Genomic DNA, 13,290 nt, shown 5'->3' with positions numbered 1-13,290 from the left:
TGCACGCGATGCTTTTAGTGGGACTGGCTTTAGCCGGGAAGAGGTCAGCGTGAACACCATCAACTTTGCAGTGTGACCGCTGACGCCTTCCCGGCTGAAGCCGGTCCCACTAATGACTGCGGTGTGTCAGTTTCATCGGAACACCCTCAGTGCCACTGGATAAACGCGATGCTTTTAGTGGGACTGGCTTTAGCCGGGAAGAGGTCAGTATGAACACCATCAAATTTGCAGTGTGACCGCTGACGCCTTCCCGGCTGAAGCCGGTCCCACTGGATGACTGAGGTGTGTCAGTTTCATCGAAACACCCTCAGTGCCACTGGATAAACGCGATGCTTTTAGTGGGACTGGCTTTAGCCGGGAAGAGGCCGGCGTGAACACCATCAAATTTGCAGAGTGACCGCTGACGCCTTCCCGGCTGAAGCCGGTCCTACGAGGTGACGGCGGTGTGTCAGTTTCATCGGGACCACACCGATTCCGCTGGATGCACGCGATGCTTTTAGTGGGACTGGCTTTAGCCGGGAAGAGGTCAGCGTGAACACCATCAACTTTGCAGTGTGACCGCTGACGCCTTCCCGGCTGAAGCCGGTCCCACTGGATGACTGCGGTGTGTCAGTTTCATCGGGACCCACACCGATTCCGCTGGATGCACGCGACGCTTTCAGTGGGACCGGCTTTAGCCGGGAAGAGGTCAGCGTGAACACCATCAACTTTGCAGTGTGACGACTGACGCCTTCCCGGCTGAAGCCGGTCCCACTAATGACGGCGGTGTGTCAGTTTCATCGGGACATCATCGGCGACGCTGGATGTACGCGATGCTTTTAGTAGGACTGGCTTTAGCCGGGAAGAGGTCAGTATGAACACCATCAAATTTGCAGTGTGACCGCTCACGCCTTCCCGTCTGAAGCCGGTCCCACTGGATGACGGCGGTGTGTCAGTTTCATCGGGACCACACCGATTCCGCTGGATGCACGCGATGCTTTTAGTGGGACTGGCTTTAGCCGGGAAGAGGTCAGCGTGAACACCATCAAATTTGCAGTGTGACCGCTGACGCCTCCCCGGCTGAAGCCGGTCCCACTGGATGACTGAGGTGTGTCAGCTTCATCGGGACACCCTCAGTACCACTGGATGCACGCGATGCTTTTAGTAGGACTGGCTTTAGCCGGGAAAAGGCCAGCGTGATCAGCATCACTTTTTCAGGGTGACGACTGACGCCTTCCCGGCTGAAGCCGGTCCCACTAATGACGGCGGTGTGTCAGTTTCATAGGGACCACACCGATTCCGATGGATGCACGCGATGCTTTTAGTGGGACTGGCTTTAGCCGGGAAGAGGCCGGCGTGAACACCATCAAATTTGCAGAGTGACCGCTGACGCCTTCCCGGCTGAAGCCGGTCCCACTGATTGACTGCGGTGTGTCAGTCCCAATAGCGCACGAGGATGCCCCAGCCAGGAAGTGCTAGGTTATCCGCACTGACTCCATGAAGGCGCAATCATGTCCAAGCATCCTCCCTTCTCCGGCGCGAAAGTCGCGATCCTGTGCAAAGGCACGCTGCTCACTTATCAACGCGATGACAAACCTGAGATTCCTTGGCCGAATCTGTGGGACCTGCCCGGCGGCGGGCGCGAGGGCGATGAGACGCCAGAAGAATGCGCGGTGCGGGAGACTATGGAGGAATTCGGCATCGTCCTCGACACCGCTTCCATCATTCACAAGCAGGTCTACCCGGGTCAGGGCAGCAACGGGCTCGACACCTGGTTTTTCGTTGCTGAAGTGGATGACGGGCTGTTCGATCAGGTGGTCTTCGGCGATGAAGGTCAGCGCTGGCAAGTGATGACGGTCGACGCGTTTCTTGGGATGGACACCGCAGTTGACCGCCTGCAACACCGTTTACGCATGTTCATGGATCAGCAGCGCTGACACGTCCAGCCCCGAGAGGCGCCCGCCCCGACTTACCCAAACAGAGACAAATTGACGCAGCGCCTGCGGTTTTTTGCTATCTTCGCCAAAATTAACCAAACAGTTAATTAGCGAAGGACAATGCCCCAAGACACCTACTGCGGCAGTAACCACGCTCTCAACCCTCGCCCTCACCTCACTTGATCGGTCGTCCACGGCCCTTCTTCGCGTCAGCAGGAATGCCTCATGAATCACTCACCTTCTTCGGCAGCCGTCAGCCGCTGGCCCATTCGGGTCGTCGCGCTGGGCGTGCTGGTTTTCGGATTACTCTTCGCAGCGGGCGGCGGCTACCTCGCCACGCTGGGCGGCAGCGCGTACTTCCTGCTGGCCGGTCTGGGCCTGATGGTCTCGGCTATCCAGCTGTTCAGAGCACGCGTTTCAGGCGCGTGGCTATTTGCGGCGGTGATGCTGCTGACGCTGATCTGGGCGCTGGTGGACGCCGGGCTGGTGTTCTGGCCGTTGGTGTCCCGCCTGTTTGCCCTCGGGGTGCTGAGCCTGCTGGTCGCGCTGATCTACCCTTCCCTGCGCAAGGCCAATGGCCTCGCAGCCGGTCGCGGCGGTTACGTCGCCAGCGGTGTGCTGGCGTTGGCGATCGTGGCCGGAGCCTGGGGCATGTTTCAGCCCCATGCGTCGGTATCGCCAACGGGGACTGGCCCGGGACTGACCAAAGTCGATCCGGCACGCGCGCAGAAAGACTGGGCGCATTACGGCAACGATGAAGGCGGCAGCCGCTTCGCCGCGCTGGACCAGATCAACCGCGACAACGTCAGCAAGCTGGTGCCGGCCTGGACCTACCACACCGGCGACGTCGCCCTCAGCGACGGCAACGGCGCCGAAGACCAGATGACCCCGCTGCAGGTCGGCGACAAGGTGTTCATCTGCACGCCCCATAACAACGTCATCGCGCTGGACGCCGACACCGGCAAGCAGCTGTGGAAGAACGACATCAACGCCAAGTCCGCCGTGTGGCAGCGCTGCCGAGGCCTGGCTTATTTCGACGCCAGCGCCCCGGTCGCGCCACCCACCGATGGCAGCACGCCTGCGGCGTCGGTCGCTGTGCCGGCTGGCGCCAACTGCCAGCGTCGTCTGCTCACCAACACCATCGATGCGCGGCTGATTGCCGTGGACGCCGACACCGGCGAGTTTTGCCAGGGCTTCGGCAACAACGGCCAGGTCCACCTCAAAGCCGGCCTGGGCAACGTGCCCGATTCCTACTATCAACTGTCATCGGCACCGCTGATGGCCGGGACCACCGTGGTCGTCGGCGGACGCGTGGCCGACAACGTTCAGGCCGACATGCCCGGCGGCGTGATCCGTGGCTTTGACGTGGTCACCGGGCAGATGCGCTGGGCGTTCGATCCGGGCAATCCCGAAGACAAACAGGCGCCGTCCGCTGACAAGACTTACGTGCGTAGCACGCCGAACAGTTGGGCGCCGATGTCCTACGACCCAGCCATGAACACGCTGTTCCTGCCGATGGGCAGCTCGTCCACCGACATTTATGGCGTCAAGCGCACTGAGCTCGACCACACGTACGGCGCATCGGTGCTGGCATTGAACGCCACCACCGGCGTACAGAAGTGGGTGTATCAGACGGTCCATAACGACCTATGGGATTTCGACCTGCCGATGCAGCCGAGCCTGATCGACTTCGCCAAGCCTGATGGCAGCAAGGTGCCGGCGCTTGTGATCGGTACCAAGGCTGGGCAGATTTTCGTCCTCGATCGACACACCGGCCAGCCGCTGACCAAAGTGACGGAAGTCCCGGTCAAGGCGTCGAATATCCCTAACGAACCGTATTCGCCGACCCAGCCAAAATCGGTCGGCATGCCGCAGATCGGTGCGCAGACGCTGACCGAATCGGACATGTGGGGCGCCACACCGTTCGACCAGTTGCTGTGCCGGATCTCGTTCAAGAAGATGCGCTACGACGGCCTGTTCACTGCGCCGGGCACCGATGTCTCCCTGAGTTTTCCGGGATCACTGGGCGGGATGAACTGGGGCAGCCTGTCGACCGATCCGGTTCACGGCTTCATCTTCGTCAATGACATGCGCCTGGGCCTGTGGATTCAGATGGTGCCGCAGCTGAAGGACGCCATCGCAGCCTCCGGCGGTGAGGCATTGAACACCGGCATGGGCGCTGTGCCACTGAAAGGCACGCCGTACGCCGTCAACAAAAACCGCTTCCTGTCCGTGGCGGGCATCCCGTGCCAGGCGCCGCCGTTTGGCACCTTGACTGCCATCGACATGAAGACCCAACAGATCGCCTGGCAGGTGCCGGTCGGCACCGTCCAGGACACCGGCCCGATGGGCATCAAAATGCACCTGCCGCTGCCGATCGGCATGCCGACGCTGGGTGGCACGCTGTCGACTCAAGGCGGGTTAGTGTTCATCGCCGGCACCCAGGATTACTACCTGCGTGCGTTCAACAGCGCCAACGGCGAAGAAGCCTGGAAAGCCCGCTTGCCGGTAGGGAGCCAGGGCGGCCCGATGACGTATGTATCGCCGAAGACCGGCAAGCAATACATCGTCGTCACGGCTGGCGGCGCCCGTCAGTCGAAGGATCGCGGTGATTACGTGATTGCCTACGCGCTGCCTGACGGCAAGTAACCGCCCCCACAAAAAAACCGCTGACGCCTTGAGGAGGGCGCAGCGGTTTTTTGTTGCATCAGGGGATAGGCTCAGGCCGGATTCACCTGGTAGGGACGCATTCAACTTGTAGGACCGGCTTCAGCCGGGAAGGCGTCGGTTGTCACACTGCAAAATCCAGGGTGATTACACTGGCCTCTTCCCGGCTAAAGCCGGTCCCACTAAACACCGAGTGCAGTCTGTAGGACCGGCTTTAGCCGGGAAAGCATTGGATCTGACACCGCAAAAATTGGAGGAATACGCAGCAATCAATTACTCGCCACTTCCGCCGAGTTACCTGTGGTCACCAGCGCTTTGAGCGAAGCATCGAACTGCTTCAGGGCATTGATCTGCAGGTCGCGCTGCTGGTTGATCTGAGCGGCGATCTCCGGCGCGGCCTTGCCGCGGACCCACACCGAGGTCAGCTCTTTCGCACCGAGGCCTTCAGCCTTGCCGATGTATTGCAGGTTCGAGTCGTAGAACTTCGCGATGAAACGCGCTTCCACTTGGGAGTTACGCTGGGACACCAGCCGGCTGTAGGTGTCGAGCATGACCACCACCTCCGGCCGCGCCTGCATCAGCGCATCGAGGTTGTCGTACACGGTCACCGACGCAAACTGCTTCTGCAGCGAGCCTTTCAGCCAGTCCATCGCCAGCTTCGGATCGGAACTGCTGACAAACGCCTCGCGAATGCGCGAATCCAGCCCGCCATTTTTGACGCCTTTCAGCGCCACCGCGTGATAACGCTCAAGGTATTCGAGGGTGCCGACGGTGTTTTCGCTGTACAGCACACCAACGCTTTGGGAGGACTGCAGCGGCACGCGGCTTTCAACCACCGGCAGCAAATGGCACGCCTCGGCGTCCGCCGCTGAAGCGGTGCCTGCTGCAACAGCAGAACCCGTAGCGAAGAAACCGCTGGAGAGCACGGCGACAAGGGTCAGCAGGGTTGAAATGTTCATCGCGTGGCGTCCTTCAAAAGCAAATTCGGTACGGGGCCATCCTCCTCTCTTCCGGGAAAAAGAGAACTCGCCTACCGTGATGTTCACTATCGATTTCAGGAATGATATGGACTTTGAGAAACACCTTTACCGATGCGTCAACAATGCCGGATCGCCCTAGGAACGCCGCATCCCCCGTAAAAATATGACGCCAGGCGGTGGAGGGACGTTCAACCTGATTTGCACGCCTCGGTCAGAAGGTAAATAGCCCCCCCAAACGAAAAATGCCGGTCATCATCACCGGCATTTTCCGTTTATTACTAAGGCATCACTTGGCCTGACTGACGCGCCAGACCTTGTTGCCCACATCGTCTGCGACCAGCAACGCGCCCTGCTTGTCGAGGATCACACCGACCGGACGGCCCTGTGCGTCGCCGTCGGCGTTGAGGAAGCCGGTCAGGACGTCCACCGGCAGGCCGGTCGGACGGCCATCCTTGAAGCCGATGAACACGACTTTATAGCCGGCCTGGGGATTGCGGTTCCACGAGCCGTGTTCGCCGACGAATACGCCGTCAGCAAATTTGGCCGGCATGCCACGCGGGTCGGACCAGGTCAGGCCCAGCGGCGCGACGTGGGTGCCGAGGGCGTAATCCGGCGCGATGGCCTTGGCGACCATGTCCGGGCGCGGCGGCTGCAAGCGGCTGTCGACGTGGTTACCGTAATAGCTCCACGGCCAGCCATAAAACGCGCCGTCCTTGACCGAGGTCAGGTAATCCGGCACCAGGTCGCTGCCGATTTCGTCACGTTCGTTGACCACCGTCCACAGCTCGTTACTGCCCGGCTTCCACGCCAGCCCGTTGGGGTTGCGCAGGCCGCTGGCGAACAGGCGCTTTTGCCCGGTCTTGACGTCCACTTCCCAGACCGCCGCACGGCCCTCTTCGGCTTCCATACCGTTTTCGGCCACGTTGCTGTTGGAGCCCACGGTGACGTAGAGCTTGGTGCCTTCGCGGTTGGCAATGATGTTCTTGGTCCAGTGGTGATTGATGCCTGCCGGCAGGTCGGTGACTTTCACCGGCGTGGCCGTGCTTTCGGTCTGGCCGTCGTTGTACGGGACCTTTACCACGGCGTCGGCGTTGGCGATGAACAGCTCGTTGCCCACCAGCACCATGCCGAATGGCGACGTCAAGCCGCTGATGAACACCTTCTTCATTTCCGCCCGGCCATCGCCGTCGGCATCGCGCAGGATGCTGATGCGATTGGCGCTCTCGGCTTCGGCACCGACCCGGCTCATGACGATCCCGGTGGCGGTGCGCTTGATCCAGGCCATTACGCCCGGCCCGCCGTCCGTCGCGCCTTCAGGCTTGGGCGGCTTGTTGCTTTCGGCGACCAGGATGTCGCCGTTGGGCAGGCTGTACAGCCAGCGCGGGTGATCGAGGTTCTCGGCCAGTGCGCTGACCTTGAAGCCTTCGGCAGCCTTGGGCGTGTCGGTACCCTTCCAGCCGACGGCCTTGGACACCTTCACCGTCGGAATCAGCGTGCTGTTGGGCTCGGGGAGTTGCGGCTGAGCGCCTACGCCGGCCTGAAACGGCAGCTTGGCGGTCTCGCCACAGGCACTGAGCATCGCAGCAGTGGTCATCAACAGTGCAAATCGGTGCATCGCAATCATCGTTCAACCTCGCGGCGGCCATCCATGGGCCCATTGTTTTAAGAATTAAAAAGCGCTGAGAAACCGAGAGCTTTAGAGAAGCATAAGCTTCGAGGGACATAAGACTGACAAGTATCGCCACGTCGACCAACAGCAAACAGCCCATGGGACGCAAATGACATTTGCCCTTGGGGCACCCATAAAACGACCCCGCCATGGGCGCGAGGGTTCAATAATCCGCGTCGACACCTCGCTTGCGGGACCGAGGGGTTAGCCATGCTGGCCGATTTTAGATACGCTCCCTTCTATTACCCCCAGAGCCAGATCCAATGACCCGCCCAGAGTTTGCCTTGGATGTTGAGGCGATCCTTGAAATCCCCGCTGTGCCCGTGATTCTGAGCATGGTCAAGCACATGACGGGCATGCGCTTCGCCGCGATCGCCAGGGTCACGGAAAGTCACTGGGTGGCCTGCGCCGTCGACGACTCCATCAATTTCGGCCTCAAGCCGGGCGGCGAACTGGTGCTGGAGTCGACCATCTGCCACGAGATCAGGCAGCATCAGCAGCCCGTGGTGTTCGGCCACGCCAGCGCCGACCCGCACTTCGCCACTCATCACACGCCCCTCACCTACGGGCTGGAAAGCTACATCTCGATCCCCATCGTTCAGGCCGATGGCCGCTTCTTCGGCACGCTGTGCGCGATCGATTCGGTACCGGCCGATCTGACTGATCCCGCCATCGTCAAGACGCTGACCCTGTTCGCGCAGTTGATCGCCATGAGCCTGGACACACAGGGTCATCTGGACAGTGTCCGCGCCGAGCTGACCGACGCCAATGAGAACGGCCGGCTGCGCGAGCAATTCATGGCGGTGCTGGGGCACGACCTGCGTACACCGTTGAGTGCGATCCGCATGAGCGCCGACCTGCTTGCGACCAAAACCGAAGACAAGCGCTCCCAGGGGCTGGTCGCTGCCATACGGCAGAGTTCGATCCGCATGGGCGCGCTGATCGAGAACGTGCTGGACTTCGCCAGGGGCCGTATGGGTGGCGGCATTCCGGTGAAGTGCCAGGCCACCGACGATCTCACCGACGTACTGAAAGCGACGGTGGACGAGATCCGCGCCTCGCACCCGCAGGCGACGTTCAACGAAGCCATCGACCTCACCGAGAGTGTGTACTGCGACCCTCTGCGCATCAGCCAGTTGCTGTCCAATCTGCTGGGCAACGCGGTGACCCATGGTTCACTCACGTCGCCGATTGACCTGCACATCTGGCAGGAATCCGATCAGGTCATCATTTCCGTCATGAATCGCGGCGCGCCCATCTCGCCACGGCTGATGCCGTTGCTGTTCGAGCCATTCACCCGGTCCGAAGCGGGCGGGCGCGGCGAAGGCCTCGGTCTTGGGCTGTACATCGCGTCGCAGATCGCCAGCGCTCACAACGGCACCTTGACCGTGAGCTCATCGGCGCAGCTGGGCACCTGTTTCATCGCGCGCTTTCCCTGTGCCCAATCCGCTTGAGTGCTGAGAGGTGATGGCGCCACGTGCGCGCCATAGCATCGCGGGCACACTGATTTTTCGCTCGCCCCATTTTTCTGAAGACCACTTTTCTGAAGCCCACTTTTTTGAGGAGAGCACCTGACATGCTTCTGCACCAGTCCACATGGATCGAGATCGAGCAGTTTCTCAAACGCAGCCGCACGGTCGTCGTGCCCATCGGTTCGAACGAACAACACGGCCCCACCGGCCTGCTCGGCACCGACTGGATGTGCCCGCAGATCATCGCCCATGAAGCGCAGAAGAGCGCCGATATCCTGATTGCGCCGACCTTCAACATCGGCATGGCCCAGCACCATCTGGGCTTTCCCGGCACGATCTCGCTGCGCCCCTCGACGTTCATCGCCGCCATTGGTGACTGGGCGCGCTCGCTGGCGGGGCACGGGTTTGAAAAAATCCTCTTCCTCAACGGACATGGCGGCAACGTCGCGTCCATTGAGGCCGCGTTTTCCGAGCTGTACGCGGAGGCCAGTTTCGCCGGACGTTCTGCCGGCTTCGCCCTGAAGCTGACCAACTGGTGGGACCTTGAGGCCGTTGGCGAACTGGCCCATCGGCAGTTTCCGGTGGGCCACGGCTCCCACGCGACGCCGTCCGAGATCGCGGTGACCCAGTGGGCCTACCCGGACTCGATCAAATCAGCGCACTACTCGCCGCAAATTGCCCCTTCAGGGCCGATCCGCGAGGCGAAGGATTTTCGCGCGCGCTTCCCCGATGGCCGCATGGGTTCTGACCCTGCGCTGGCCACACCAGAAAAAGGCGGCGAGCTGGTGGCGCTGGCGGCCAAGGGGCTGGTGCGTGCGGTCGATGCGTTCAGTCGCGAACCGGCGCTGCATTAACGTCGCTAGTTGACAGGGGTAGCCGTGCGGCAATAGCGCGCGGGCGTTGAACTCGTCCGCCAAACGGCGGCCATAGTGGTATGCGCTTTTTGAAACGGTATGGGATCTGGGGCAGTCTGCAGCGCAACGACCTCGCCCGATCCCCTTGGCTGACAGGTGATATGTGAATACTTTTATCCCACTGGACAAAGTTGAAGAAATTGATCTGCAGGATTACCACGAGGTCTGGCTGACCACGTCGGAAACCTGGCCACAGGACCCGGCGACTGTTCACCGCAAGTGCCTGTGGCGCCAGGATCGCGAGATGACCGCCGATGTGGAAATCGACGGCGTGTACTTTGAAAATCTTCCGCACCTGTGGCTGCGTGTGGACGATCTCGATGACCAACAGGACATCGATCTGGTCATCGAAAAGCTTAAGACACGCATCGCCGCACTGAATCTGAAGGGCGAGTTCTACCCTGCAGAGCTGCCGACCGCGGCGCCTCACAAGGACGAAGACGAAATCAAGAAAGACCTGCGCAGCTAATCCGCCTCACCCCCCCGCTTCTCAGACGCGCGCCGCTGCTGATCTTCAGCACGGCGCCGTTTTTGTTTCTGCTGCACCCATTTCCGGTCAGTCCTACCCAGTTCACGCGCTGTATCAATGGGACCGGCTTCAGCCGGGAAGAGGCCTGTATGAACACCCTCAATTTCCCGGCGTGGCATCCGACGCCTTCCCGGCTAAAGCCAGTCCTACAGGTGCACGCAGTCCGTTAGTGAGACCGGCTTCAGCCGGGAAGAGGCGCGTGTGAACACCATCAATTTTGCAGCGTGGCATATGACGCGTTCCCGGCTAAAGCCAGTCCTACAGGTGCACGCAGTCCGTTAGTGGGACCGGCTTCAGCCGGGAAGAGGCCTGTGTGAACACCATCAATTTTTGCAGCGTGGCATCCGACGCCTTCCCGGCTAAAGCCAGTCCTACAGGTGCATGCAATCCCTCAAAGGGACCGGCTTCAGCCGGGAAGACGCCTGTGTACACACCATCAATTTTTGCAGCGTGGCATCCGACGCCTTCCCGGCTAAAGCCAGTCCTACAGGTGCACGCAGTCCGTTAGTGGGACCGGCTTTAGCCGGGAAGAGGCCTGTGTGAACACCATCAATTTTTGCAGCGTGGCATATGACGCCTTCCCGGCTAAAGCCAGTCCTACAGGTGCATGCAATCCCTCAGTGGGACCGGCTTCAGCCGGGAAGAGGCCCGTGTGAACACCATCAATTTTTGCAGCGTGGCATCCGACGCCTTCCCGGCTAAAGCCAGTCCTACAGGTGCATGCAATCCCTCAGTGGGACCGGCTTCAGCCGGGAAGTGGCCTGTGTGAACACCGCCCTTATGAAGTCTGGGCTAGAATCGCCCGCTCAGATCATCAAGGAGTGAGCCCCTGTGCAGATGTCCCCGGCGATACCGCTGATTCGTATTTTTTCCGAAGCCAAGGCGAAAGAGTTCTACGTGGATTTTCTCGGCTTCAGCCTGGAATGGGAGCACCGCTTTGAACCGGGTCTGCCGCTGTATGCCCAGGCCCGTCGCGACCAACTGGTTATCCACCTGACCGAACACCATGGCGACGCAACGCCAGGCTCGACGCTCTTCGTGCCGGTCAGCGACATCGCCGGACTGCAGCGCGAACTGCTGGCAAAAAACTACGGCTATTCACGGCCCGGCATTCAGGACCTGGACTGGGGCAAGGTCATGGAAATCGCTGACCCGTTCGGCAACCGCCTGCGCTTCTGCGAGCGGTCCGAGGACTGAACCGCGCCGCCCTCAGAGGCGGAAATACTGCCCGATCGCCCGCCGCAGCAAATCCACCGCGTCATCGCCGTGGGAGGCTGACGAGCGCACGACGATGATGTCGTGGTCGGCGATCAGCGGCAGGCCATCAAGGATGCGCATGCCGTCGGTGACCCGGGCGCGGTCGATCACGCTGATGCCCAAACCTGCTTCGACACAGGCCTTGACCGCTTGATTGGACGAGCTCTCGAGCACGATGCGCATGCGGTGGCCGCTGCGTTTGAGCGACTCGATCATCGCTTGCCGATACGAGCATTGCGCGGCATGCACGGCGAGGGGCAACGGGTCCGGCCAATCCCCGGCGTGATGTGCGGCGCCGACCCACACCGGCGTCGTCGACACCAGCAGTTGATCGTCCACGCCCAACTCGCCTTCCGGCAAGGCGATGACCGCCACTTGCAGACGCCCCCGCCGCACCTGATCACGCAGAATGAAGCTGGGTGCAGTCTTCAGCTCCAGGACGATGTTCGGCCACGCGGCGGTGAAAATCGGCAGCACGTCACGAATCAGGTGCGTGGCGTATTCATCCGGCACCCCGAGGGTGATGCGTCCCGCCAGCTGCGTGCCCTGCAGTTCGGCCAGCACGTGATCGTGAGCGCTCAGCAGCGCCGCAGTGGAGGTCAGAAAACGCTTGCCCAGCGGCGTCAGCGACACCGACTGATTGTCGCGATTGAGCAGTCGCCCGCCCGCCACCGCTTCCAGCCGCTGCACATGCACGCTGACCGCCGCCGGGCTTTTGTGCAGCTGTTCCGCCGCCGCGCTGAACTTGCCGATGCGCGCCACGGCGTGAAAGGTGCGGACCTGTTCGATATCCAGAATGGCGCTCATGGTTTACGTATCCCGAAGCACTGCTGTCGTTTATTTTGATTTATTAGATTACGGCGGTTGAGTACGTTGGGTCCATGAACACTTCAAACGAACTGACCAACGTGAGCCTCACCCTTCCGTCCCCACACCGGGCGATCCCCTTGCCGCTGCTGGAAGCCGGGCTGGTGGTCATCTGGAGTTCGGGCTTCATTGGTGCGCGCTTCTCCATCGATTACGCGCCGGCGTCGTTGGTGGTGTTCTGGCGTTGCCTCCTGGTCACGCTGTTGCTCTTCCCCTTCGTCGCCCGACAACTGCGCCAGACGCCGCCCGCCGTGCTGCTGAAAAACGCCGGCATCGGCCTGCTGGCCATGACCGGTTATCTGTTCGGCGTGACCGAGGGGATTGCCCTTGGCGTGCCCGCCGGGCTGGCGGCGCTGTTCGCCGACCTGCTGCCGATCGGCATGGCCGTGCTGGCGGCCGTGGTGCTCCGCCAGCGATTGACCCGCAGCGTATGGATCGGCTTGCTCATCGGCCTGGCGGGCGTGATGCTGGCGACCCACGACGCCCTGGCCTGGGGCACCGCACCGCCATGGGCCTATGCCCTGCCGGTGTTGGGCATGCTGTCGCTGGCGGTCGCCACGCTGTGGCAAAAACATTCCCCCGATCCGCAAGCGCTGGGCCTGCTGCCCAACCTGTGGGTGCAGTGCTTCGTCTCGACCTTCGTGTTTGCCCTCGTTGCCGGACTGCACGGGAGTCTCGCGCCCGTCCCCAATGCCGGCTTTGCGATGAGTGTGCTGTGGACGTCGGTGTCGACGGTCGGCGGTTACGGTCTGTACTGGATGTGCCTGCGCCGGGCCACGCCGACCCGCGTCGCCAGTGTGCTTTACCTCAGCCCGCCGCTGACGCTGCTGCTGGCCTGGGCCATGTTCGACGAGCCGTTGTCGTGGCTGATGGCCCTGGGCATGGCGGTCTCGGGGGTCGGCATCGGTCTGGTGATACGCGGCGAGGCGCGACAGGCGGCAGAGCATGCGTGATGTCACGTGGAATGGGCGGGCACGCTGCTAGAGTGACGCGGTCCCATGCTTCACGAAGGTGAGCTG

10 protein-coding genes are annotated in these 13,290 nt (G+C 61.6%); 7 read left to right on the top strand and 3 right to left on the bottom strand.

The genetic code is table 11. The features are described 5' to 3' along the window. The first annotated feature begins 1,490 nt into the window (after positions 1-1,490). Entirely contained in the window at positions 1,491-1,916 is a 426-nt protein-coding gene (locus ACYAR8_RS15480) for an NUDIX hydrolase (protein ID WP_074893469.1), read from the top strand. A gap of 225 nt (positions 1,917-2,141) precedes the next feature. Then, positions 2,142-4,565 carry a glucose/quinate/shikimate family membrane-bound PQQ-dependent dehydrogenase gene (locus ACYAR8_RS15475; protein ID WP_463580352.1) on the top strand — a complete coding sequence of 808 codons (2,424 nt, stop codon included), beginning with the start codon at positions 2,142-2,144 and terminating at the stop codon, positions 4,563-4,565. A gap of 287 nt (positions 4,566-4,852) precedes the next feature. Here ACYAR8_RS15475 and ACYAR8_RS15470 read toward each other — a convergent pair whose 3' ends face one another. Beyond that, the gene (locus tag ACYAR8_RS15470) at positions 4,853-5,542 is read right to left on the bottom strand and encodes an ATPase (protein ID WP_463580351.1); all 690 of its coding nucleotides are present in this window, start codon (positions 5,540-5,542) and stop codon (positions 4,853-4,855) included. A gap of 307 nt (positions 5,543-5,849) precedes the next feature. Further along, positions 5,850-7,187, bottom strand: a complete 1,338-nt coding sequence (locus tag ACYAR8_RS15465; protein ID WP_074893475.1) for a PQQ-dependent sugar dehydrogenase — start codon at positions 7,185-7,187, stop codon at positions 5,850-5,852. Positions 7,188-7,495: 308 nt separating this feature from the next. Here ACYAR8_RS15465 and ACYAR8_RS15460 point away from each other — a divergent pair, with 308 nt between their 5' ends. The 4 genes from ACYAR8_RS15460 (at position 7,496) to ACYAR8_RS15445 (ending at position 11,344) form a co-directional block, all read left to right on the top strand. Then, complete coding sequence (locus tag ACYAR8_RS15460) at positions 7,496-8,686, top strand: GAF domain-containing sensor histidine kinase (protein ID WP_074893477.1); 1,191 nt, start codon at positions 7,496-7,498, stop codon at positions 8,684-8,686. A 122-nt stretch (positions 8,687-8,808) separates the two neighbouring features. Further along, positions 8,809-9,558, top strand: a complete 750-nt coding sequence (locus ACYAR8_RS15455; RefSeq protein ID WP_463580350.1) for a creatininase family protein — start codon at positions 8,809-8,811, stop codon at positions 9,556-9,558. Between the two features lie 163 nt (positions 9,559-9,721). After that, positions 9,722-10,087: a hypothetical protein gene (locus tag ACYAR8_RS15450; protein WP_108119610.1), complete on the top strand. Its 366-nt coding sequence runs from the start codon at positions 9,722-9,724 to the stop codon at positions 10,085-10,087. An 891-nt stretch (positions 10,088-10,978) separates the two neighbouring features. Further along, complete coding sequence (locus ACYAR8_RS15445; protein WP_074893483.1) at positions 10,979-11,344, top strand: glyoxalase superfamily protein; 366 nt, start codon at positions 10,979-10,981, stop codon at positions 11,342-11,344. 12 nt (positions 11,345-11,356) lie between these two features. Here the strand turns inward: ACYAR8_RS15445 and ACYAR8_RS15440 are convergent, their stop codons facing one another. After that, positions 11,357-12,211 (bottom strand): LysR family transcriptional regulator, encoded by an 855-nt coding sequence (locus ACYAR8_RS15440; RefSeq protein ID WP_463580349.1) that lies wholly within the window; start codon positions 12,209-12,211, stop codon positions 11,357-11,359. Positions 12,212-12,285: 74 nt separating this feature from the next. Between ACYAR8_RS15440 and ACYAR8_RS15435 the strand changes: the two genes are divergently transcribed. After that, positions 12,286-13,224 carry a DMT family transporter gene (locus tag ACYAR8_RS15435; protein ID WP_463580348.1) on the top strand — a complete coding sequence of 313 codons (939 nt, stop codon included), beginning with the start codon at positions 12,286-12,288 and terminating at the stop codon, positions 13,222-13,224. The last annotated feature ends 66 nt before the right edge of the window (positions 13,225-13,290 follow it).

This window comes from Pseudomonas sp. HP_01, assembly GCF_055284355.1.
This window is presented reverse-complemented; position numbering and strand designations above follow the sequence as displayed.

Coding starts and splice junctions, on each gene's coding strand:
- ACYAR8_RS15480 (WP_074893469.1), top strand. CDS start 1,491: ATGTCCAAGCATCCTCCCTTCTCCGGCGCGAAAGTCGCGATCCTGTGC.
- ACYAR8_RS15475 (WP_463580352.1), top strand. CDS start 2,142: ATGAATCACTCACCTTCTTCGGCAGCCGTCAGCCGCTGGCCCATTCGG.
- ACYAR8_RS15470 (WP_463580351.1), bottom strand. CDS start 5,542: ATGAACATTTCAACCCTGCTGACCCTTGTCGCCGTGCTCTCCAGCGGT.
- ACYAR8_RS15465 (WP_074893475.1), bottom strand. CDS start 7,187: ATGATTGCGATGCACCGATTTGCACTGTTGATGACCACTGCTGCGATG.
- ACYAR8_RS15460 (WP_074893477.1), top strand. CDS start 7,496: ATGACCCGCCCAGAGTTTGCCTTGGATGTTGAGGCGATCCTTGAAATC.
- ACYAR8_RS15455 (WP_463580350.1), top strand. CDS start 8,809: ATGCTTCTGCACCAGTCCACATGGATCGAGATCGAGCAGTTTCTCAAA.
- ACYAR8_RS15440 (WP_463580349.1), bottom strand. CDS start 12,211: ATGAGCGCCATTCTGGATATCGAACAGGTCCGCACCTTTCACGCCGTG.
- ACYAR8_RS15435 (WP_463580348.1), top strand. CDS start 12,286: ATGAACACTTCAAACGAACTGACCAACGTGAGCCTCACCCTTCCGTCC.